Source organism: Amycolatopsis regifaucium, assembly GCF_001613935.1.
In the GTDB taxonomy this organism is placed as follows: Bacteria; Actinomycetota; Actinomycetes; order Mycobacteriales; family Pseudonocardiaceae; genus Amycolatopsis; species Amycolatopsis regifaucium.
Genome location: NZ_LQCI01000052.1, coordinates 66,643 through 87,432 on the forward strand (window position 1 = coordinate 66,643; position 20,790 = coordinate 87,432).

Here is a 20,790-nt window from a genome sequence, read left to right on the forward strand (position 1 = left end):
CGCGGCACGACGCCTGGCACACCGACGTCTACACCGATGCCGACGGCACCTGGCGTTGTGTCTGGTCGCAAGCCACCGGCATCATGGACCTTCCGTCGGCCGCACCCTGACCCGGTGGATTCTCGCCGCACCGCCGACGGCGGATCGTATGGGTCATCCGGCCTTTCCGGATTCGATCACCCCGACGGACTCCTGTCCCAGCTCGCGGCTGACGTAGGTCGAAGCCTCCAGGCCGTTGCCCAGGGGGACCTCCACGGAGAAGAATCCGTTCGCGCTGTCACGCACATGATCCAGGTATGGCCGTGCCTGTACGCCGAACCGGCGCGTGGAGTTCGCGTAGATCTGCGCGCCGGGTCGCAACGCGGGCCGCAGGACGGTGAGCGCGTCCAGGTACGAACCCACCCAGCTGTCCAGGTACACCAAGTCGACCTGCTCACCGAAGCCCTTCAGGCTCGTCGCGGCGTCTCCCAACAGGAGCCGTACGTGGGAGTGCAGGCCTGCCGCGGTGAAGTTCCAGCTCGCGTCCCTGGCCTTGCGTGGGTCGATCTCGGAGGTGAAGACGGTTCCGTGCCCGTTGTCCCGCATGGCCGCGGCGATGTGCAGGGTGGAAAACCCGTAGGAGGTGCCGAGTTCGACCACCACGTCCGGTTTGATCGATCGGACCGCCGAGTACAACAGCAGTCCGATCTCCGGCGGTGACGCGAAGGCGCCATCTCGGTAGACCTCGAGGACGTCGCCCGGTTCCGGTTGCGCGTCCGTGCCACGCAGCAGCCGGTCCAGCGCGGGCTCCTCCCCCGAGTTCCATCCGTTCCGGGCACCGATCCGGTCGAGCACGCGCCGCACCTTGGGCTCGTCGAGAGCCGTCCCGTCGTTGCGCATTCGCTGTCCTTTCCGCCGTCAGGGTCAGTTGTCCGCGAGGAGCCGCATCGGCTCCTCGACGCAGTCGGCCACGTAGCGAAGAAATCCGCCCGCCACGGCGCCGTCGCACACCCGGTGATCGAAGGTGAAGCCGAGCTGGACCAGATCGCGCAGTTCGATCCCGCCGTCGTGGCCCCACGGCCGGGCCACGATGCGGCCCACGCCGAGCATCGCCGCCTCCGGATGGTTGAGCAGCGGCGAGGCACCGTCCACTCCGAACACCCCGTAGTTGTTGAGGGTGAACGTCCCGCCCGACATCTCGGCGAGCGACAGCTCGCCCGTGCGGGCGCGTTCGACCAGCCGGGCCATCTCGGCCGCGAGTTCGGCGGTGCTCAGTTTTTGCGCGTCGCGCACCACCGGGACCACCAGTCCGTCCCGGCCCTGTGCGGCGAACCCGAGGTGCACGGCCCGGTGCAGGACCAGCTCGCCGCGTTCGACGTCCACTGTGGAATTGAGCTCGGGATACCTCGCCAGCGCGGCGACGCAGACGCGGCCGAGCAGGGCCGACAAGCCGATCGGCCGGGCGTCGGTACTGATCCGCCGCCTCGCCGTGCGCAGCTCCGTCGCGTCGGCGTCCACCCAGCAGGTCGCGGCCGGGATCTCGCCGTGGCTGCGGGTGAACCGGTCGGCGGCGGTCTTGCGGCGGCCGCGGATCGGGACGCGCTGGGCCTCGTCGCCGGCCGCGGGCCGGGTGGCGGCGACGACGTCCGCGCGCACGATCAGCCCTCCGGGCCCACTGCCGCGCAGCTTCGTGAGGTCGACGCCGTGGTCCTTGGCCAGCCGCCGCACCACCGGTGAGGCCACCGCGACGGCACCGCGCGCCGGGGTCGCCGAGGTGCCGTCGCGAGTGGCGGGCTCCCGGCCGCCGAACAAGTCACGCCGGTTCCGCGTCGAGCGCCGGGTGGTGCCGTAACCGACGAGGACCGGGCCCGAGCCGGGATCGGCCGCGACCGGGGCTTCCTCGTCTTCGCCCGCCACCACCAGCAGCGGTCTCCCGATGGCGAGTGTCTCGCCTTCGGCCGCGCAGAGCACCGTGACGATGCCGCCGTGCGGGCTCGGCACCTCGACGGTCGCCTTCGCGGTCTCGACCTCGGCGACCGGCTGGTCCACGGCGATCAGGTCGCCGACAGCGACGAGCCACTGGACGACGGTGGCCTCGATCAGACCCTCGCCGAGGTCGGGCAGCAGGAATTCACGCGCCGGCAAGGGAAACACCTCCCGGACGGCCGTCCCACTGCAGGCGCGCGAGGGCGTCGAGCACGCGGTCCACGCTCGGCAGATGGTGGCTCTCGAGCTTGGGCGGCGGGTACGGGATGTCGAACCCGGTCACCCGCAGCACCGGCGCTTCCAGCTGGTGAAAACAGCGCTCGGTGATCCGGGCGGCGATCTCCGCGCCCACTCCGCCGAAACCGGTCGCCTCGTGCACGACCACCGCGCGGCCGGTCCGGCGCACCAGTTCGCAGATCGTCTCGTCGTCCAGCGGGACGAGGCTCCGCAGGTCGAGCACGGCGACGTCCAGCCCCAGCGGTTTGGCCGCCTCCGCGGTTTCGAGGCACACCTCGAGGCTCGGCCCGTACGTGATGAGCACGGCGTCCCGGCCCGGGCGGCGCACGACCGCGCGGCCGATGGGTGGCACGTCGAGGGTGCGGCGGAAGGGCTGCTTGCCCCAGTACAACCGTTTCGGCTCGAGGAACACGACCGGGTCGTCACTCGCGATCGCTTGCCGCAGCAGGCCGTAGGCGTCATCGACGGTGGCCGGGGTGACGACGTGCAGCCCCGGGGTGTGCGTGTAGTACGCCTCGGAGGAATCGCTGTGGTGCTCGACGCCGCCGATGCCGCCGCCGTAGGGCACCCGGACGGTGAGCGGGAGCGAAACCGCTCCCCTTGTCCGGTTGCGCATCTTGGCGGCGTGGCCGACGAGCTGCTCGAAGGCCGGATGGGCGAACGCGTCGAACTGCATCTCGACGACCGGACGGGCGCCGTAGAGGCACATGCCGATGGCGCTGCCGAGGATCCCTGCCTCCGCGAGCGGCGTGTCGGTGCACCGGTCTTCCCCGAACTCGGCGGTCAGGCCGTCGGTCACCCGGAACACGCCGCCGAGCGCGCCGACGTCCTCACCCAGCACGTGCACGGACCGATCCGCCGCCATGCTGTCGCGCAGGGCGGCGTTGAGCGCACGGGCCATGCTTTCTTCGACGTCCTCGGGAGCGGGCCGTACCCGGGGACTCGTCTGGACGCTGGTCACGGCGAGGAATTCCCTTCCACGTCTTCGGAGAGCTCGGCGAGCAGGAACTCCCGCTGTTCGAGCAACTGGGGGGTCGGTTCGGCGTAGACGTGGTCGAACAGGCCGAGCGGGGCGACGGCGGGTTCGACGTGCATCCGCGTCCGCAGGTCGGCCGCCATCCGCTCGGCCGCGGCGCGGGCCTCTTCGATCGTCCCGGTGTCGAGCCCGCCGGTCTCCAGCAGATGACGTTCGAGTCTGGCCAGTGGGTCGCGTTCGCGCCACGCCTCCACCTCGGCGGTGGAGCGGTACCGCGTCGCGTCGTCGGCGTTGGTGTGTGCGTCGACGCGATAGGTCAGTGCCTCCACCAGCGTGGGGCCGCCACCGGCGCGGGCGCGGGCGACGGCTTCGGTGAGCACGCCCAGCATCGCCGGCGCGTCGTTGCCGTCGACGAGCACACCCCGGACGCCGTAGCCGACGGCTTTGTGCGCGAGCGTCGGCGCCGCGGTCTGCTTGGCGAGCGGCACGGAAATGGCGTATCCGTTGTTCTGCACCAGGAACACGACCGGCGCGCACCAGACCCCGGCGAAGTTCAGCGCCTCGTGGAAGTCACCCTCGCTGGTGCCGCCGTCCCCGACCAGCGCCATCGCGACGACGTCGTCCCCGGCGACCCGCGCGGCGTGCGCCAGGCCGACCGCGTGCGGCAGGTGGGTGGCCAGCGGGGTGCACAGCGGTGCGACCCGGGTGGCGTGCGGGTCGTAACCGGTGTGCCAGTCGCCCCGCAGCAGCGTCAGAGTCTGCACCGGGTCGACGCCGCGCAGGACGACCGAAAGCGTGTCCCGATAGGTCGGGAACAGCCAGTCCTGAGTGGACAGTGCCAGTGCGGCGGCCACCTGGCAGGCCTCCTGCCCGGTGGACGAGGGGTACACCGCCAGCCTGCCCTGCTTCACCAGCGCGGTCGCTTGCTCGTTGTACCGGCGTCCGAGCACGAGTTCGCGGTAAAGGCGCAGCAGGTCCTCGGGATCGAGATCCGCCGCGGCGGGGGTCTCCAGCACGCGCACCGGATCGTTGTCGGGCAGCAGCGCCGCGGTGTCGGGCCGGACGAGGGCGGTGTTTTCGGTGAGCGTCATCCCGCCACCGCTTCCCGGCGGCCGACGAGGACGCGGGTCCGCAAGGTCAGGACGTCTTCACCGTCCGCGCCCGCGGCGGCGACCAGCAGGTGCACCACGCCGGTGTCCGGGCGGCGTGGATGGCCGACCGCCTGCTCGACCTCGGCGCGGACGGCGAGCACGTCACCGGCGAACACCGGCCGCAGGTACCGCACCTCGTCCAGACCGTAGGAACCCCGGCAGGCCGAGTCGGCGAGCAGCTGCGAGACGTACAGCCTGGTCGCGTGCGCGGTCGTGTGGTTCCCGCTCGCCACCAGCTTGCCGAACGGGCCGGCACTCGCCGCCGCTTCGTCGGTGTGGAAGGGCATCGGGTCCCATTGCCTGGCGTAGCCGATGATCTCCTCCTCGGTCATCGAGACCTGGCCGAGCTGGTGCTCGTCACCGGTCACGAAGTCCTCGAAACAGCGCATGCCGTCCTCCTGTTCTCCGCGGCCTGGTCCTCGAACACCATCGCGAGTTCGAGGGCCAGATGCAGGGACTGATCGTGATTGAGCCGCGGATCGCACGCGGACTCGTAGCGGGTGGCCAGGTCGTCGAACCCGACACCCGAACTGCCGACGCATTCGGTCACGTCTTCGCCGGTGAGCTCCAGGTGCAGGCCACCCGCGTGGGTGCCCAGCTCGTGGTGGACCGCGAAGAAACCCCGTACCTCGCGCAAAATGTCGTCGAAGTGACGGGTCTTGTGTCCATCGGGCGCGGTGATCGTGTTGCCGTGCATGGGATCGCAGATCCAGATCGCCGGGGACCCGCTGTCGCGGACCCGCTCCACCAGCGGCGGCAACAGGTCGCGGACCCGGTCGGCGCCCAAGCGGGCGATGAAGGTGAGCCGGCCCGGCTCCCGATCCGGGTCGAGCCGTTCGGCCAGCGCGAGCGCCTCTTCCGGCCGCGCCGTCGGCCCCAGTTTGACCGCGACGGGGTTGCGTACCCGGGCCGCGAACGCCACATGGGCGCCATCGGGCTGACGGGTGCGTTCGCCGATCCACAGGAGATGGCCCGAGCTGCCGTAGTCGTCACCGGTGCGGGGGTCGGTGCGCACCAGGGCCGTCTCGTAGTTCAGCAGCAGCGCCTCGTGGCTGCTGTAGAAGTCCGGCGCGCGCAGATCGCTGTCCGCCCCGGCGTAGCCGGCGAGGAACCGCAGCGCCACCGAGATCTTCTCGATCAACTCCTGGTGCCGCTCGTTGCGGGGGCCGCGGGCGGCCATCTCCCGGATCTGTTCGTGCAGCGCCGTCAGGTCGATGCCGTCGTGTCCGATCAGCGCGCTGATCTCGTCGAGGGTGTCGGCCGAGGAGCGGTACGTGCGCAGCAGCCGGTACGGATCGATCCGGCGCGCGTCCTCGGTGAACTCGACGTCGTTCACCGCGTCGCCCAGGTAGGACGGCAACGTCACGCCATCACGGGTCTCGACCGGCCGGGAGCGCGGTTTCGCGTACTGGCCTGCGATCCGGCCCACCTGCACGACTCCGAGTCCGGAGGCGCAGGCCAGGATGACGGCCATCTCCCGCAGGCAGCGCAGCTTGCCCCGCACCGAGGCGGGCGTCGCCTTGGCGAACGTCTCGGCGCAGTCACCGCCCTGCAGCAGCATCGCGCGGCCGAGCGACACGTCGGCGAGGCGGCCGCGCAGCCGGTCGCACTCGCGAGGCGCCACAAGTGGCGGATAGCCGGCCAGTTCGGTCTCGACCGCCACGATGTCGGGGCCAGTGGGCCAGTCCGGCTGGTGCGGCGCGCGCTCGGCGCGCCACGTCGGCAACACGGTCATGGTCGTGTCCTTCCGGGCTCGGTGCCGCGGCAGAGCCGCAGGAGGGTTTCGGCCAGGGCGCCACCGGTGCCGCCCAGCGCGTCGCGATAGCGTCCGATGACGGCCTCTTCACGCCCTTCGGCGATCCGCGCGCCACCGGTCTCCGTCCGCCGCTGCTGAATGCTGCGGGAAATCTCCAACCGCTGCCGCAGCAGCGCGATGATGGACTGGTCGAGCTGGTCGATCCGGGCCCGATCGGTCCGGAAGTCCAAGGTTCCTTGCTGCTCGGGCACTGCGTGCTCCTATCTGCCGCGGTAGCTGTGGAGGGTGACGTGGACCGGTTCGGTGCCGTCCGATCCGGCGAAACCGCGGCGGCCGGGTTCTTCCCAGGCGGCGGGCTTGGTTTCGCGCAGGCTCGCCAGGCTTCGCCGTGCGAGGTCCTGATAGGTGCGGGTCCCGTTGGCCTTCCAGTCGATCTCAACGTCCGTCAGCTCACGCAGCACCTTCGCCGGGCTGCCCGCGATCAGGGAACGGGCGGGCACCCGGGTTTCCGCCTTGAGGAAACTCATCGCCCCGACGAACGACTCGTCCTCGACGATGACTCCGTCCATCAGGACGCTGTTCATTCCCACCAGCACGTCCCGGCCGACCTGGCACCCGTGCAGCACGGTGCCGTGGCCGACGTGCCCGTTCTCGCCGACCACCGTGACCGAACCGGGGAAAGAGTGCACGACGCAGCCGTCTTGGATGTTCGCCCCGGCCCGGACCTCGATCCGGCCGAAGTCACCGCGCAGGCTGGCCAGCGGGCCGATGTAGCAGCCGGGGCCGATCAGGACGTCGCCGATGAGGACCGCGTCCGGGTGCACGAACGCCTCCGGGGCGATGACCGGGACCACTCCGTCGATTTCGTAGACGCGAGCCATCTGCCGCGTTCCTTTCGTTCCGGGGTCAGACGCCGAGACCGAGTTCGGCTTCGGCGTCGAAACCGTGGATCCAGGCGACGTTGTCCGCGAGGTGGGTGAGCCGCTCGTCGCGCTTCTCGGCCTCCGGCCCGTCGGGGACCTGGAAGCATTCGCCGTTGGTCCGCGAGCCGATCTGCAGCTGCCGGGACCTGGGCTTGCGCAGGGCTTCGTACCGGCGCAGGGCTTCGGCGATCCCAGCCGGTTCACCTACGCCGGCGAGCTGCCCCGCCAGCACGACCGCGTCCTCGATCGCCTGGTTCGCGCCCTGCCCGTGGTGCGGCAGCATCGCGTGGGCGGCGTCGCCGAGCAGCGTGACCCGCGAAGTGCTCCAGCGGGAAAGCGGTTCGCGGTCGTACAGCGCCCATTTGCCGATGTTCCGTGCCCTGGCGAGGATCGACGTGACCACGGTGTTCCAGCCGTCGAACGCCGCCACCGCCTCGCCGACGTCGCCGCGCGTGACCCAGGATTCCCGGGTCCAGTGCCGGTCCGGAACCACACCGAGGAAGTTGATCAGCCGCCCGCCGCTGACCGGGTAGCAGATGAAGTGCCGCCCCGGTCCCGGGAACAACCAGAGCGCGGGCTTCCGCGGATCGAATCCCGGACCCGGTGGGAGGTGGTCGATCGGGGTGAGCCCGCGCAGGCCACTGGTGCCGGAGAACGTCGCCTCCTGCGGACCCCACAGGGCCTCCCGCAACGCGGAGTGCACGCCGTCGGCCCCGATGACGATGTCCGCCCGCGTGGTGACACCGTTGTCGAAGACCAGCTCCACGCCGTCGGCGTCCTCGGTGACCGAAACGCATTTGTGTCCCAGGTGCAGTGCGCCGTCGGCGAACCCGTCCAGCAGCAACCGGTGCAGGTGGCCGCGGTGCACCGTGTAGTACGGCGAGCCGAATCTGCCGGTGTAGTGGTCACCGAGCTCGTGGGAGCAGAACACTTCGCCACCGGCCCACCGGTGGAACTGCGCGTGTGACGGCAGCACCGCGTCGGCGCGCAAGGCGTCACCCAAGCCGAGACGCTCCAGCAGCCTGCTGGCGTTGGCGCCGATCGCCACCCCCGCGCCGACCTCGGCGAACTCCTCGGCCTGATCGTAAAGCGTCGGCTCGAGGCCCCGGCGGCGCAGGGCGACCGCGGCGGCGAGCCCGCCGATGCCGGCCCCCACCACGGCGACCCGCGGGGACGCCTGCGCCGCGATCACCGGGCGGCCGCGGAGTTTTCCAGCACCGTGGCCAAGGTCTGCTTGGCGCGGCGCTGTTCCTTGTCGTCGATGACGCCGAGGTCGATCGCGGCGAAGTCGATCCTGGTCACCGCGGCGGGACGACCCGCCTGCTCGATGACGACCTCGTGGGAGAACACCAATTGCTCGGGCTTGTCCAGGTCTGCCTGCAGCACGGTGAGGCGGAGGGTGGCGCCGACCGGGAACAGGAAGTTCTTGAACGTCGTGTTCATCGTGTTGATGACGAGGTAGTACCGGCGGCCGGGGGTACGGCTGAGGTAGAACCGTTCGGTCACCGCCACGAACATCTGGCGCGCCGCCTCGACCGCCACCATCCCCTGCACGTGTGGCCGGGTCTGCGCGTCGACCACCAGCTCGTTGTCGTTGTGCAGCCGGAGATCGGCGGTGAAGACCTCGGGGGTCTCCTCGGTGAGGTTGGCCACCAGCACGTTGTGCGCCTGGCCCTTGTGCAGCTCGTGCCGGTCGGCGATGACCTCTTCCGACCGCAGCAGGCTCACCTCGGACTCCTGGACACCGCGCCGCGTCAGCGCGGCCAGCAGGTAGGTGCCGGAGTAGTCGTCGATCCCCTGCCCCAGCAGGATTCGCAGCGGCCACGGTCCTTCGTCGAACTCGCCTCCCGTGATCGCGGCGACGAGTTCGCTCAGCGACCAGGCGCCGACCGACTCGGCGAAATCGCGGAAGCGGTCCCCTACGACACAGATGACGCGGGGCGACCCGGTTTCGGACATCGCGGATACCTCCAGGTGGCTGCCGTCAGCGCGGCAGATCGGAAAACGGGGCGTGATAGGCGCCGCGGTGGAACACCAGCGGCGGCGCCGGGGTGGTGTCGAGCCCGACGACCGAGCCGATCACCAGGACGTGGTCTCCGAGCTCGACACAGCGATAGAGCTCGCATTCGATCGTCGCGGGACTGCCGTCCAGTACCGGGCAGCCGGTCTCCGGGCCGGGGTGCCAGGCGCCGACTTCGGCCAGCGGCGGCCGGCTTCCGTACGGGCGGCTCAGCGCCTTGGCCACCTCGGCCGTGCCGGACCCCAGGATCGAGGCGGCCCAGACCCCGGACCGGCGCAGGCGGTTGAGGAAGGTCGAGTCCTGCCGCAGGTAGAGCGAGACCAGTGGCGGGTCGAGCGAGACGGAGGTGAAGCTGTTCACCACGACCGCGTCCTCGGCCTCCCCCGGTCTGCCGTGCACCAGGGTGGACACGACGCAGATCCCGGTCACCAGCTCACTCATCACCGTGCGCAGGCGGTCCCGGCCGCCGGTCGATGCGGTCACGACGGGTCACCTCCCGCGCAACGCCGGGCTCTGTGGCCCGTGCAGATGCGGCAGCTTCCAGCCGTCGACGTCGTACTCCGACAGGCAGGTGTCGACCAGGCCGGTGTACTCGTCGAACTTGCCGGTGGCCTGCTGGGCCTGCAGCACCTCGAACCGGATCTGCTCGTGGTTACCGGCGTAGTTCATCTCGTACAGCTCGTGCCTGCCGCCGAACTCGGTCCCGACCGCGTCCCAGATGAGCTTCATCAGCTTGACCCGCTCCTGCGCGGGAACGCCCCGGCCGCGGATGTACTTGTCGAGATACGGGCGCAGCTCGGGCACTCCCCAGTCCGCGGCGTCGGAGTTGTTGTAGATCAACGCGCTGCCGAGGTCCTTGAAGAAGATCTCCTTGATCTTCGGATACACGCTGGTGGCCAGCACCCGGAAGGCCATCGCGGTCTCGCCGTTCGGGGCGAGCGTGCCGTCGGGCCAGGGCGTCGGGTTGTGCACCATCGAATCGATGAGGCCCCAGAACACGCTGCGGTAGGACAGGACCTCGCCGAGCCGTCCCTGCACACCGCGGTAGTCGAGGGTGCCGGTGGTGTCGAGGCCTTTGGCCAGCAGGCCGGTGAGGAAGTCGAGCTTCACCGCGAACCGGACGCAGGCGTGCAGCATCGCGCGGTAGAAGAAGCCGGAGCCGACGAAGAAGTTGTTGGCCTTCTCGACGTCGTAGCAGAACACGTCCTCCCAGGGTACGAAGACCTGGTCGAACACAAGGATCCCGTCGTTCTCGTCGAACCGGCTGCTCAACGGCTGGTCGAACGGGGTGCTGGTGGCCGAGGCGACCTGCTCGTAGGACCGACGCGAGATGATCTTCAGCCCGGAGGCGTTCATCGGCACGATGAAGAACGCCGAGAACTCCTTGCCGTTCTCCGGGATCCGCGCGTAACTGCCGACGAAGATGTGCTGGGTCACGGCCGCGCCGGTGCCCACCACCTTCGCACCGGACACGACGAGGCCGGCGTCGGTTTCGCGGTCGACGGTGAGGTAGACGTCCTTGTGTTCGGTCATCCCCCGGTGGCGGTCGATCGGCGGATTGACGATCCCGTGGCCGATGAACATCACCTTTTCCTGGGCCTTGCGGTACCAGTTGGCGGCGTTGTCCTCGAACGGCGCGTAGTGGTCGCCGTTGGAACCCAGGGTGGACAGGAACGCCGCCTTGAAGTCCGGCGTGCGGCCCATCCAGCCGTAGGTCATCCGCGACCACTCGGTCATCGCCTCGACACCCGCCTGCAGGTCCTCGACCGTCCGTGGTGCCTTGAAGTAGGGATGGGTGAAGCCGCCGTTGCCGGTGTCGGTCGGCACGATCAGCTTCTTGCTGGTGGCCGGATCGTGCAACGAGTCGTAGAGCCGCGCGATGGAACCGGCGTTGTTCCGGAACGCCGGGTGCGCGGTGACGTCCTCGACGCGCTCACCGCCGATCCAGACCTCACGCCCGTCCTTCAGGCTGTCCAGGTACTCGGCACCGGTGTAAGGAAGTTCCACGGATTCGGGTCGCGAGGTCGTCATCGTCCACCTAGTTTTCGTCTCATTCGTCCGTCCGCTACAGCATCTCCGGCCCCCACCCGGTCCAGTACCCGCCTTTTGGTACTAGCCGTTAAGGACTATGGCGAACGGGGACGGTGAATTCCCCGCCGAAAGGGGAGCGCATTCCCGCGACCGCGGCTTCGCGCGCACAACGGCATTCTTACCCACGGGAAGATTCTGAGAAATGGAGGCGGGCCGGGTGTTCAGCCCGCCATTTCCCGGTGACAGACGTCGCGGAACTGGTGGCGCAGCCAGCGGTGGGCCGGGTCTGCGTCCATCCGGGGGTGCCAGGCCTGGGAAATCGCGACCGGCGCGCTGATCGGGTGGTCGACCTCGGCGAGGCCGAACCGGCCGATGGCCGAGCCGAGCACCCTCGACGGCACGACCGCGACGAAGTCGGACGCCGAGGCCACTTCGAGGGCCACGTAAAACGACGCCACCACCAGGCTCACCTGGCGGTTCAGGCCTTGGCGCTGCAGAAGGCCGTCCAGCGGGCCGTGGGTCCGCCCACGGCGCGAGACGTTCACGTGCGGGTAGGCCGAGACCTGTTCGAGGGTGGCCTCACCGGTCACCAGCGGATGCCCCTTCCGCACGGCGAGCACGAACCTGTCGTCGAACAGCCACTCGACCCGAACCTCCGGGCCGAGATGCCCGATCATCCCGATGTCGAGGTCGACTTCCCCGTCGCGCAACGGGTCGACATCCTCCCCGCCCTCGGCCATGAACCGCAGCACCGCGTTCGGCGCGCTCTCGCCCAACCGTTTCACCAGCGGGCCGGCCACCGCCGACGCCAAGCCGTCACTGGCGCGGACCACGAACGTGCGGGTCAACGAGACCATCTCGAGCGGGTCCTTCGGGCCCAGGAGCTCCGATGCCTCCTCGACCAGGCCGCGAACCCGATCGCGCAGGGCCAGCGCGTGCGGAGTGGGCACGAGCCGGCGACCCGCCCGCACGAGAATCGGGTCGCCGAGCTCGAGCCGTATCCGCGACAGCGACCGGCTGACCGAAGGCGCGCTGAGTCCCAGCTTCTTCGCCGCGCCGGTCACACTGCATTCCTCCAGCAGCGCGTCGAGAACGACGAGCGTATTGAGGTTCAGAGCCTTCATCTCGCCAGTTTATCCAGCGAACCCTGCCGCGAAATGACCTTTTCGGAGAACCAGGGGTCCGTTCGGGCCGCCTGAAAAGGCAGGTACTTGAAAGCTCAGCTACTCGCGATGATCGGGCTCGCCGTATTTCCAATAGCCTTTCGTTGAGAATTCATCGCGACCGAGACCCCATTCGTTGAGAAATAACATTCGCGCCTGCTTCACCGCGCCGCCCTCGCCCGCCACCCAGATCACCGAGCCGGCGGAAGGTTTCGGGAGCGCACGCAGCGCCGGGGTGATCAACGTGCCCTTCCGCATCCCCTCGCTCCGGCGCAGCGAGCACACCGACGTCATCGTCGGATCGGCGGGTGGCAGCAGGTGTTCCCCACCCTCGAGCACCACGGTCACCTTGCCGTGTCCCACGGGCAGGGAGTCGAGGATCGAGGCGATCGCCGGTGCGGCGCTTTCGTCGCCGGCGAGGAGGTATGGCGTTCCGGGCTTCGGATGGGTGAACCCACCGCGCGGCCCGGCCACCGTCACGACCTCGCCGAGCAGCGGCGATTCCGCCCACCGGGCCACCGGGCCGTTGCCGTGCAACACGATGTCGAGGTCGATCTCGGCGGAGCGTTGCCGCCGCACCGTGTAGGCCCGCCCGACCTGCGCTCCGGTATCGGGGTCGACGACGAACAACTTCACCCATCGGGTCGGCCCGTCGAACCGCACGCCGTCGGCGCCACCGAGCATGAGCGTGATCCGCACGAACGGCTCCGGCAACCGGACGACGTCGACCACCGACGCCGGGACGCGATGGCGGACCGGCCGCGAACGGGTCATCCCCGCCGCCGCCCTTCACGGGCTTGCCCGACCACCGAATGCGCCAGCTCCTCCAGGAACTCGGGGCTCGACGAGATCCCGAGCACCACCGACCGGTAGTAGATCGGGCCGAGCAGCCGGTCGAGCAGTTCGGCGAGCTCGGCGTCGCCCGTCGGCGCGCAGTCCAGGCGCTCCAGCACGTTCCGCAACCCGGCCAGATCCCGCCGCCGCTGCGCGAGCAGGAAGCCTTCCCGGAACCGCTGGGCGGTGTCGGGGTCGTGCAGGGCCTGCCCGATGAGGCTGTGCATGACGGCACCGGCGGCTTCGTCGCGCAGGAACGCCTGCAGCCGCGAGAGCTGGCCGACCAGCTCCGCCAGCGGCTCACCATCGCCGTGATTCCAGGCCAGCGCCGCTTCGCCGTCTTCCTCCAGGTTGTCCAGGAGGATCTCGACCTTCGACTTCCACCAGCGGTAGATCGTCTGTTTGGCGACTCCGGCACGGTTCGCGATGGCCTCCATCGTCACCCCGGCGAAACCCCGTTCCACCAGCAGGTCGTCCGCGGCGTCGAGCACCGCCTGCCGGGCGCTCACGTTGCGGCGGGGTCCCGCGTGCCCGTGGGGGTTCTTGCCGGTGGACGGACGTGTGCTGGTCATTCGGCTGCTTTCTTCTGGCTGGTCAGGCTGAGCAGCACGCCGGCCGCGATCAGCGCGACCACGATCGCGAACGTGGTACCCGCGACCCGCAGGCCGGACAGCTGGATGAGCACGCCCACGCCCACCGCGGGCAAGCTCAGCATCCCATACAGGATCGCGAAGAAGGTGGACACGGCGGCGCCGCGCAGCTGGGGTGCGGCGCCCGTGGTGATCGCCAGCATGCCGGAGCCGATCGCGATTCCGGTGCCGAAACCGGTCGCCACCGCGGCCAGCAGCAACGCTGTCAGCGAAGCGGCGAGCACGGCGAGGGCGACGAGCGCCGACGCGAGGATCAGAGCCGAACAGGCGACGGGCAGGGCGATGGCGGGCCGCATCCGCCGGAGCACGAGCTGACCGAGCGCGGTGCAGGCGAACGCGAGAAACACGACGAAGCCGGTCAGCGCCGGACTGGTCAGGTGCAGTTCGGAGGCCAGCAGGAGGCCGGTGACCGCGGTGAGGACGCCGAGCACCGCGAAGCCCGCGCCACCGGTCATGGCCGAACGCAGGAAGACGCCGCGGATCTCGCGTGGCACGTGCAGTTTTTGCGGGGCCAGCTTCAGCTTGCCGGTGACGGTCACCGTCTCGGGCACGAACAGCTGAGAGATCAGGGCGATCAGCAGCAGGCCGCCGTGCACGATCCACGGCAGGCGCAGCGGGGCGATCCCGGTCTCGGCGAGCAGTCCGGCGATCAGGTTGCCGCAGGCCAGCCCGCCCATATTGGACAGCAGGGTGACGATCGGCGCCCTTCCTTTGCGCGCCAACGGAAACAGTTCCATGATGCCGGCCGTCGCCGCACCGGTGACGAGAGCGGCGGAGAAACCCGACAGCACGCGACCGACGAGCAGGCCGGGCAGGCCTTGCGCGGTCAGGAACACCACCGCGGCGACGGCGGCCAGCAGCACCGCGGCGAACACCACCGGCTTGCGTCCGACCTGGTCCGACACCCGCCCGAAGACGAGCAAGCCGGCGACCACACCGACGGCGTAGACGGCGAACAGGATCGTCACGGCCAGCGAGCCGAAGGCGAACTGCGACTTGTAGAGCGGGTACAGGGCGGTGGGCACCGTGGTGCCCACCATCACGGCCCAGAAGGCGAAGGCGGTGACCGCCGCCCATGGGCCACGTGAGCGCTCGACGGAAGGCGGTAAGTCAGGCGACATCTGGATGTTCGACACGCGGAGCGCTCCTCGCGGGTTCAGGGGGATGAGGCGTCGACCAGGGGGTGGAAAGGTTCTCGAAGCGGCGAACAGGCGCTTGCCTAAACGCAACGTTGAGTCTCGATAAAAGCATAGACGCACCGTTGCGTCAACGCTTCACCGCAGGGGTGAACTTCGAGACCACAAGTTCGAAAAGGGCTCCTACCTGCCGGTTTCCACCAGACCCAGTCGCAGGGCGCTCAGGACCGCCTCCGTGCGCGACGCCACCCGGAGCTTGGAGAAGACCGTCTTCAAGTGCACCTTCACCGTCCGCTCGGAGATACCCAGCGTCCGGGCGATCAACCGGTTCGACTTGCCTTCCGCCAGCTGCCGGACCACCTCCAGTTCGCGCGGCGTGAGCTGGCAACCCAGTCCTTGCCGCGAGCCGGAAACGATCCCCTCGACCGCCTCGCCGCGTTCGATGTCCAACGGATAGCCGATCACGGTCTTGACGAACTCCGCCGGCTCCGCCTGTTCCTTCGGATGCATTCTGGAAAGCAGCATGATGATCATGCTTTGGGTTTTCAGCACCTCCCCGAGCAGGTGCGTCACGCGTTCTGAAACGGGTTCATGAAGATCACCATTCGCCACAGGCATAGAAATCCCCCAGATACGGTAACGGCAGGCATTTTGCGCGCCATCGCGCGGATATGGCGACCTACCGATGTCGGCAGGTCTCCCAAGGTGATAGGCCGAAGGCCCTTGATCTGCCGCACCGAGTCTAACCTCGACGTCGCGGAGCCGACAACCACAACACTGAACAATGAGACTTTTTGCCAGGCGCAACAATCGGAGTCCTTCGGGATACCGTCCGAGAGGCCGGGACCTGCGCCGACACGTATTCGACGAAAAATACGTCAAAGTCGATCACGATAGCGCATCAACTGATCATTCCGTCGCGGATGGCACCATCGAGCCGCCGGACCCAGACCACGACAGCCGGGCATAGCCGATACACGGAGAGCGACAGGACTTGGTGCTTCCCCTGCCGCGGCATGCCAGGGCTCGGCTTCGCGCCGACCATCGTCACCACCTGTAACGGCGCGCCTGTACCGCAAGGCCGTCCGACCGAAGCACCGTCGGCCACGCCACATTGCCGTGACGATCGCGGCGCGCCACAGCCACGCTCCGGCACATCCGGTCGGAGAATCGGCTCGGAAGAGGCCGCCGTCGAACCGTCGTGTTGGCGTTGTGCGTCTTCGGCGCGCCATGGTCTCGCCTATGCCGATCTTGTCCCAGCGGGAGCAGCTGACCGAGGCCGCCGCCTGGCTACGGCACCGAGTAGGCACCAGGTGGTATTCGCGGTTGGCGCCGCGCGCATGGTCAACCGGCGTCCGGTACTTATCTGCGCTCGACGCGCGATGGCATCCGGCGTGGTACAGGGCTTGTCGTTCTCACGCTGGCCGGCGACCAGACCAGGGTTGTGACCCGTTTCGACAACAGCGTCCTTCCGTGCCTCCAGCCCGTAACCCAGACGCAAGACTCGAAAGGTTCGCCAGTTCTCGCTGTCCACACTGCCCCGGATACACCAGCCGGAGCCAGGTTCTGTGAGGCCGAAATACACCATGTTGGACGGCAAACCTCAAGCCACGCCGGCCAACCTGAAGTGTGAGCTGAACATCGACCATCACCTCGACCCAGTGCCGACCGGAGCGTTCTGTCGTATGAACGATGCCGTGTTCGAACTTGGGGAATCAGCCATTATCCCGATTGGTCTCGTGTGCCTGGAGTATTCCGGTGATCTGTCGCGCGCCAATACTGGGATGACAAGAATACCCATCGCGGACTCGACGTGACCTGCACCGACGGATGAGTGCCCGATCATGTCGCGTCGCCAGCAGGGGATCCACGACTGAGATTTCGGTGCTCCCCCACTGGTTCTACCAGACGAGGTTTGCCATGATCCGCCTTCGCGGCACCTTGCCTGCTCTTTCACCGGCCTCGGCACCCGTGCGGTGTCGGAGGGGCGATGGGCCCGCGAACGAGGGACCCCCGGCAGCGCACTGGCCGCCGGGGGTCCCTCGTTCGACGTCGGCTGCTTTCGGTGCAGCGTGAGAACGGCCCTGAGTCAGCCGAGCGGGACTCCACCCCCGAGAAGGCCACCGAGAAGCCCGCCGAGCTGGCCGTTGAAGAGTCCGCTGAGTGTGTCCATGAAGGATGCTCCTTGACTGTCGTCTTGCTTGGTTCGCGGCCATCCCAGCAGGAGCGATCCCATCTCCGAAGCCGCCACGCGGGCGGACCAGAGCCGACCACCCGGTCGAGTGCCTGGCGACCGGAGTCGGTCCGGCCGGAAAGAGCAGGGTTTGAGCGCGTACATGCTCCACCGGGAGCGGCTCGGATCGGCCGCGAGCAGATCCCGCCGCTATTCGTTGCGATAGCTACGCAACTGCGGGAACTCCTCGTTGGCGATGGCATCGGAGTTGCACAGCAGGGTCAGCAGGTGCTGGAAGCCCAGCACAGCAACCACTGGAGGCCGTCTGGTGGCAGCTCGACGACGGCCTGCTCGCCATGGCTTCGCGCGAGGAACGTGTTGTGGTCACCACTGTCCACTTGGGTGGAAGGGTGCCAACTCATCCACTCATCGCGCGGCATCACCCACGTGCGTCATTCATGGCTGGGCACAGAAAAGGCCGAACCAGCCGGAACAGCTGATCATCTGGGCAACTCTGCGGTGAGCAGCCGTAGGCCCTGTTCGAAGAGTTCGGTCAGATCTGTTCCCGTGAGGTGATCTTGGCCCTGGGCGAGATGGGGATATTCGCCGTCCTGGATCGCCTTGTGCAGCTGTTCGATGCCGGCGGGCAGATCTGGGCCGGATTGGATCGCCGCTTGCTCCTCGAGGGCATGGCCGGTCGCGAAGTGCATGATCAAGAGCGCGGTCCGCATTGCCGCCGCGGCGTCGAGCCCGGTCTCCCGTAGAGCGCCGTTGAGAGCTTCGGCGAATCCCAGGGTGTTCGGTCCGATGGCGTGCGTGCCCGCGTACACCCGCGCTCCGTCGCGATAGGACAAGAGTGCTGTGCGTAGGTTTCTTGCGAGGGCCCATACCCGTTCACGCGGTTGAGCGATTCCTTCGTCCACGCCACGACAGCCGCTGAGCATCGCCTCGGCCATGGCGGTCAGCAATGCCCGCTTGGTGGGGAAATAGCCGTAGAGCGTCCCCACTTGGACTCCGACCGCAGTGGCCAGTTTCCGCATGGTGAGCCCGTCGAGGCCCACTTCCTCGAGTAGCCGCAGTGCGGTGGCGGTGACGTGATCCCGGTCAGCGGCCGGTGGCCGTCCTCGGGTGCGGGGCTGGTGCGCGGTCATGTCAGGGCAACTCTAGCAGCGTGTTGACAGCTTCTCGGTCGCTCAGGATACTGAGCCATATAATGAACGTTGTTCATAAATTAGAGGAGACGACCGTGGATGCCGATGTGGTGATCAGCGGGGCGGGCCCCACGGGCCTGCTGCTCGGCGCCGAACTCGCGCTGGCCGGATTGCGGGTCCGAATACTGGAACGACAGGAGGCGCGGCACGGCCAGTCCCGCGCCCTCACACTGCATCCCCGCAGCATCGAGATCCTCGAACTGCGCGGTATCGCCGATCGCTTTCTCGCCGCCGGCCATACCGTCCCGGGCTGGCATTTCGCGGGCCTGTCACGGAAACTGGATTTCTCCGTCCTCGACACCCGCCACGGTTACACCCTGTTCCTGGAGCAGGCCCGGACAGAGCGACTGCTCGAAGATCGTGCGCGGGAACTCGGAGTCGAAATCTCCTATGGGCATGAGGTCGTGTCGCTGACTCAGACCGGCGACGGAGTCGACGTCGTGGGAGTGGGGCCTGACGGGGGCTTCAGCCTTCGCGCGGCGTATCTCGTTGGCTGTGATGGTGGCCGGAGCATGGTCCGGGAGTCCGCCGGCATCGGTTTCCCGGGATCGGACAGCACGATGAGCACCATGCTCGGCGACTTCGCCGTCTCCGACAAGGAGGAGATCGCCGCGGCCGGGCAAGTCCCCGTGCTGATCGCCCCGATGACCGGCGGCGTGACCCGCTTCGTGGTCACCAGTCCGGGGCGTATGCGGATCCCGCCGTCGGAACCGGTGACTTTCGAAGAGTTCCGCGAAGCGCTGGTGGAACTGACGGGTACGTCCTTCGGAATCGCGGAGCCACAGTGGCTGTCGCGCTTTGGCAACGCCACACGGCTGGCCGAGACCTACCGGGCCGGCCGGGTATTCCTCGCCGGCGACGCGGCGCACATCCATTTTCCCGCAGGCGGGCAGGGCCTCAACACCGGTCTGCAGGACGCGATGAATCTGGGCTGGAAGCTCGCTGCCGAGATCAAGGGCTGGGCCCCGCCGGGCCTGCTCGACACCTACCACGCGGAGCGCTTCCCGATGGGAGAACTGGTCGCCGACAACACTCAGGCCCAGGCACTGCTGCTCGAACTCACCCTCGTACCCGACTACCGGCGTCCGGTGATCGCCCTGCGCGGGCTGCTGGAGTCCCTTCTGGACCTCCCCGAGGTCAACGCCCGCCTGGCCGGTCTCGTGTCCGCGCTGGCGACGTCCTACCCGGCACCGGACGACGACCCGCTCGTCGGCACGCGCATGCCCGATCTGCCCCTGGGCTCATCAGGCACCGGAGTCTCGAAACTGGTGCACAGCGGCCTATTCGGCTACGTCGACTTCACCGGGGACGGCGCGGCGCAGGTCGCCGAGGGATGGAAGGACCGGATCGCGGTGGCCACCGGTGGCGATCGGGCCTGGGCCGAGGACGTCGGCGAAGTGCTCGTCCGGCCGGACGGCCATATCGCGTGGGTTCGCCGCGAAAACGACCTCCCGGACGCCGCGAGCCGGGAAGCGGGGCTCACGGCCTGGGCCGGAACCCCCGATCGTACGGCGGTGCGGCGATGACCGATCCCGAGTACCTGATGCCCGCCGGTCTCCACCACGTTCCCGGAGGCTTCACCCCCGTCGTGCTCGTCCCCGGCGCCGACCTCGTCTTCCTGTCCGGACAGGTCGCCTGGGACGAGCAAGGGAACCTGTGCGGAACGGACCATGTGTCCCAGATGCGGCAGATCGCGCGGAACCTCGACACCGCGCTCGCGGCCGTCGGCTGCGGACGCGAGCACATCATCAAGGAAACCGTGTACGTCGTGGACTACCACCCGCGGCTGCTCTCCGGGCTTTTCGCGGTACTGCGCCAAGGGGTGTCCCGGGCTCCGGCGAGCACCCTGGTCGGGGTCGCCGCGCTGTTCGAACCCGGCGTGCTGGTTGAGGTCGACGTCGTCGCGAAGGTGGCCGCCCGATGAGCCATTACGTCCTAGTGCACGGATCATGGTGCGGCGGCTGGGTGTGGGACCGGCTCGCGGCGCGGCTGTCCGAGGAAGGACACACCGTCGTCGCGCCCACGCTCACCGGCCCCGACGACGCCGCGGAACACGGCCTGCTGCGGCACATCGACGAAGTCGTCCGGCTACTCGACGACCAGGCGATCCTCGTCGGCCACAGCTACGGCGGCATGGTCGTCGCCGGTGTCGCGGGCGCGCGTCCGCGACAGATCCTCGAAGCGGTCTACCTCGACGCGTTCCTTCCCTCACCCGGCGAGTCCGCGTTCGACCTGATGCCGATGATCCGGCGGCCGTTCACCGAAGCGGCGATGTCCCACGATCCGGCCGGCAAAACCGTACCCCCGTTCGGGCTCGACGCCCTCGGGTTCACCGACCCCGACGTCGTTTCCCGGCTGCGGCCGATCGGCATGGCCACTCACGAAGAACCGTTGCCACCGGCCGAGAACGACAACAAGCGACCACCAAGCCGCTACCTCCTCTTCGGCGACCGCTCTCCCTCGCCCCTATGGCCGTCCGTGCGCGGGAGCAAGGAGCGGAGTGCCTGACCGTCTCGGCAGACCACATAGGACTGTGGACAGCGGCCGCCGACGTGCACGCCGCC

At 68.6% G+C, this 20,790-nt stretch carries 21 protein-coding genes; 3 read left to right on the forward strand and 18 right to left on the reverse strand.

Going from position 1 to position 20,790, the window contains the following annotated elements:
• Positions 1-153: 153 nt before the first annotated feature.
• The 18 genes from AVL48_RS35950 to AVL48_RS36035 all read right to left on the reverse strand — a co-directional run bounded on the left by AVL48_RS35950 (position 154) and on the right by AVL48_RS36035 (position 18,166).
• Entirely contained in the window at positions 154-879 is a 726-nt protein-coding gene (locus tag AVL48_RS35950) for an O-methyltransferase (RefSeq protein ID WP_061981052.1), read from the reverse strand.
• A 24-nt stretch (positions 880-903) separates the two neighbouring features.
• On the reverse strand, positions 904-2,133 hold the full coding sequence (locus AVL48_RS35955) for a dihydrolipoamide acetyltransferase family protein (RefSeq protein WP_425266099.1): 1,230 nt from the start codon (positions 2,131-2,133) through the stop codon (positions 904-906).
• Positions 2,111-3,103: an alpha-ketoacid dehydrogenase subunit beta gene (locus tag AVL48_RS35960; protein ID WP_082857897.1), complete on the reverse strand. Its 993-nt coding sequence runs from the start codon at positions 3,101-3,103 to the stop codon at positions 2,111-2,113. Before AVL48_RS35960 ends, AVL48_RS35955 begins: the two co-directional genes overlap by 23 nt.
• 56 nt (positions 3,104-3,159) lie before the next feature.
• Entirely contained in the window at positions 3,160-4,269 is a 1,110-nt protein-coding gene (gene pdhA, locus AVL48_RS35965; protein ID WP_061981049.1) for a pyruvate dehydrogenase (acetyl-transferring) E1 component subunit alpha, read from the reverse strand.
• The gene (locus AVL48_RS35970; RefSeq protein WP_061981048.1) at positions 4,266-4,718 is read right to left on the reverse strand and encodes a MaoC/PaaZ C-terminal domain-containing protein; all 453 of its coding nucleotides are present in this window, start codon (positions 4,716-4,718) and stop codon (positions 4,266-4,268) included. The genes pdhA and AVL48_RS35970 overlap by 4 nt, the downstream gene beginning before the upstream one ends.
• Positions 4,694-6,064: a 3-deoxy-7-phosphoheptulonate synthase gene (locus tag AVL48_RS35975; RefSeq protein ID WP_177242274.1), complete on the reverse strand. Its 1,371-nt coding sequence runs from the start codon at positions 6,062-6,064 to the stop codon at positions 4,694-4,696. Before AVL48_RS35975 ends, AVL48_RS35970 begins: the two co-directional genes overlap by 25 nt.
• Complete coding sequence (locus tag AVL48_RS35980) at positions 6,061-6,336, reverse strand: chorismate mutase (RefSeq protein WP_061981047.1); 276 nt, start codon at positions 6,334-6,336, stop codon at positions 6,061-6,063. The genes AVL48_RS35975 and AVL48_RS35980 overlap by 4 nt, the downstream gene beginning before the upstream one ends.
• Before the next feature lie 9 nt (positions 6,337-6,345).
• Positions 6,346-6,966, reverse strand: a complete 621-nt coding sequence (locus AVL48_RS35985; RefSeq protein ID WP_061981046.1) for an acyltransferase — start codon at positions 6,964-6,966, stop codon at positions 6,346-6,348.
• Between the two features lie 25 nt (positions 6,967-6,991).
• The gene (locus tag AVL48_RS35990; RefSeq protein ID WP_061981045.1) at positions 6,992-8,200 is read right to left on the reverse strand and encodes an FAD-dependent monooxygenase; all 1,209 of its coding nucleotides are present in this window, start codon (positions 8,198-8,200) and stop codon (positions 6,992-6,994) included.
• Positions 8,197-8,967 carry an AfsA-related hotdog domain-containing protein gene (locus tag AVL48_RS35995; RefSeq protein ID WP_061981044.1) on the reverse strand — a complete coding sequence of 257 codons (771 nt, stop codon included), beginning with the start codon at positions 8,965-8,967 and terminating at the stop codon, positions 8,197-8,199. Before AVL48_RS35995 ends, AVL48_RS35990 begins: the two co-directional genes overlap by 4 nt.
• Positions 8,968-8,992: 25 nt before the next feature.
• Positions 8,993-9,511: a flavin reductase family protein gene (locus AVL48_RS36000; RefSeq protein WP_061981043.1), complete on the reverse strand. Its 519-nt coding sequence runs from the start codon at positions 9,509-9,511 to the stop codon at positions 8,993-8,995.
• A gap of 6 nt (positions 9,512-9,517) precedes the next feature.
• Positions 9,518-11,059 carry a 4-hydroxyphenylacetate 3-hydroxylase N-terminal domain-containing protein gene (locus tag AVL48_RS36005; RefSeq protein ID WP_061981042.1) on the reverse strand — a complete coding sequence of 514 codons (1,542 nt, stop codon included), beginning with the start codon at positions 11,057-11,059 and terminating at the stop codon, positions 9,518-9,520.
• 221 nt (positions 11,060-11,280) lie between these two features.
• Positions 11,281-12,183 carry a LysR family transcriptional regulator gene (locus AVL48_RS36010; protein WP_061981041.1) on the reverse strand — a complete coding sequence of 301 codons (903 nt, stop codon included), beginning with the start codon at positions 12,181-12,183 and terminating at the stop codon, positions 11,281-11,283.
• Positions 12,184-12,282: 99 nt separating this feature from the next.
• A complete protein-coding gene (locus AVL48_RS36015; protein ID WP_061981040.1) occupies positions 12,283-12,996 on the reverse strand; it encodes a siderophore-interacting protein in 714 nt (237 codons plus the stop codon).
• A complete protein-coding gene (locus AVL48_RS36020) occupies positions 12,993-13,628 on the reverse strand; it encodes a TetR/AcrR family transcriptional regulator (RefSeq protein WP_063816504.1) in 636 nt (211 codons plus the stop codon). Before AVL48_RS36020 ends, AVL48_RS36015 begins: the two co-directional genes overlap by 4 nt.
• Positions 13,625-14,842 carry an MFS transporter gene (locus AVL48_RS36025; RefSeq protein WP_208616229.1) on the reverse strand — a complete coding sequence of 406 codons (1,218 nt, stop codon included), beginning with the start codon at positions 14,840-14,842 and terminating at the stop codon, positions 13,625-13,627. Before AVL48_RS36025 ends, AVL48_RS36020 begins: the two co-directional genes overlap by 4 nt.
• A gap of 183 nt (positions 14,843-15,025) precedes the next feature.
• Positions 15,026-15,367, reverse strand: coding sequence for a response regulator transcription factor (locus AVL48_RS36030; protein ID WP_244162445.1), 342 nt, complete (start codon positions 15,365-15,367; stop codon positions 15,026-15,028).
• A gap of 2,148 nt (positions 15,368-17,515) precedes the next feature.
• A complete protein-coding gene (locus tag AVL48_RS36035) occupies positions 17,516-18,166 on the reverse strand; it encodes a TetR/AcrR family transcriptional regulator (protein ID WP_061981038.1) in 651 nt (216 codons plus the stop codon).
• Positions 18,167-18,261: 95 nt separating this feature from the next.
• Here AVL48_RS36035 and AVL48_RS36040 point away from each other — a divergent pair, with 95 nt between their 5' ends.
• Genes AVL48_RS36040 through AVL48_RS36050 form a run of 3 tightly spaced genes read left to right on the forward strand, consistent with a single transcriptional unit; the run spans position 18,262 to position 20,734 of the window.
• Positions 18,262-19,752 carry an FAD-dependent monooxygenase gene (locus tag AVL48_RS36040; protein ID WP_167386353.1) on the forward strand — a complete coding sequence of 497 codons (1,491 nt, stop codon included), beginning with the start codon at positions 18,262-18,264 and terminating at the stop codon, positions 19,750-19,752.
• On the forward strand, positions 19,749-20,150 hold the full coding sequence (locus AVL48_RS36045) for a RidA family protein (protein ID WP_061981036.1): 402 nt from the start codon (positions 19,749-19,751) through the stop codon (positions 20,148-20,150). Before AVL48_RS36040 ends, AVL48_RS36045 begins: the two co-directional genes overlap by 4 nt.
• On the forward strand, positions 20,147-20,734 hold the full coding sequence (locus AVL48_RS36050; RefSeq protein ID WP_082857880.1) for an alpha/beta fold hydrolase: 588 nt from the start codon (positions 20,147-20,149) through the stop codon (positions 20,732-20,734). The genes AVL48_RS36045 and AVL48_RS36050 overlap by 4 nt, the downstream gene beginning before the upstream one ends.
• Positions 20,735-20,790 lie beyond the last annotated feature (56 nt).

Bases quoted from the DNA above. Each gene is read 5' to 3' on its own strand.
- AVL48_RS36020 (WP_063816504.1), bottom strand. From the start codon at position 13,628: ATGACCAGCACACGTCCGTCCACCGGCAAGAACCCCCACGGGCACGCG.
- AVL48_RS35960 (WP_082857897.1), bottom strand. From the start codon at position 3,103: ATGGCCCGTGCGCTCAACGCCGCCCTGCGCGACAGCATGGCGGCGGAT.
- AVL48_RS36015 (WP_061981040.1), bottom strand. From the start codon at position 12,996: ATGACCCGTTCGCGGCCGGTCCGCCATCGCGTCCCGGCGTCGGTGGTC.
- AVL48_RS35970 (WP_061981048.1), bottom strand. From the start codon at position 4,718: ATGCGCTGTTTCGAGGACTTCGTGACCGGTGACGAGCACCAGCTCGGC.
- AVL48_RS36050 (WP_082857880.1), top strand. From the start codon at position 20,147: ATGAGCCATTACGTCCTAGTGCACGGATCATGGTGCGGCGGCTGGGTG.
- AVL48_RS35950 (WP_061981052.1), bottom strand. From the start codon at position 879: ATGCGCAACGACGGGACGGCTCTCGACGAGCCCAAGGTGCGGCGCGTG.
- AVL48_RS35975 (WP_177242274.1), bottom strand. From the start codon at position 6,064: ATGACCGTGTTGCCGACGTGGCGCGCCGAGCGCGCGCCGCACCAGCCG.
- pdhA (WP_061981049.1), bottom strand. From the start codon at position 4,269: ATGACGCTCACCGAAAACACCGCCCTCGTCCGGCCCGACACCGCGGCG.
- AVL48_RS36030 (WP_244162445.1), bottom strand. From the start codon at position 15,367: ATGCTGCTTTCCAGAATGCATCCGAAGGAACAGGCGGAGCCGGCGGAG.
- AVL48_RS35995 (WP_061981044.1), bottom strand. From the start codon at position 8,967: ATGTCCGAAACCGGGTCGCCCCGCGTCATCTGTGTCGTAGGGGACCGC.
- AVL48_RS36010 (WP_061981041.1), bottom strand. From the start codon at position 12,183: ATGAAGGCTCTGAACCTCAATACGCTCGTCGTTCTCGACGCGCTGCTG.
- AVL48_RS36005 (WP_061981042.1), bottom strand. From the start codon at position 11,059: ATGACGACCTCGCGACCCGAATCCGTGGAACTTCCTTACACCGGTGCC.
- AVL48_RS36045 (WP_061981036.1), top strand. From the start codon at position 19,749: ATGACCGATCCCGAGTACCTGATGCCCGCCGGTCTCCACCACGTTCCC.
- AVL48_RS35985 (WP_061981046.1), bottom strand. From the start codon at position 6,966: ATGGCTCGCGTCTACGAAATCGACGGAGTGGTCCCGGTCATCGCCCCG.
- AVL48_RS36035 (WP_061981038.1), bottom strand. From the start codon at position 18,166: ATGACCGCGCACCAGCCCCGCACCCGAGGACGGCCACCGGCCGCTGAC.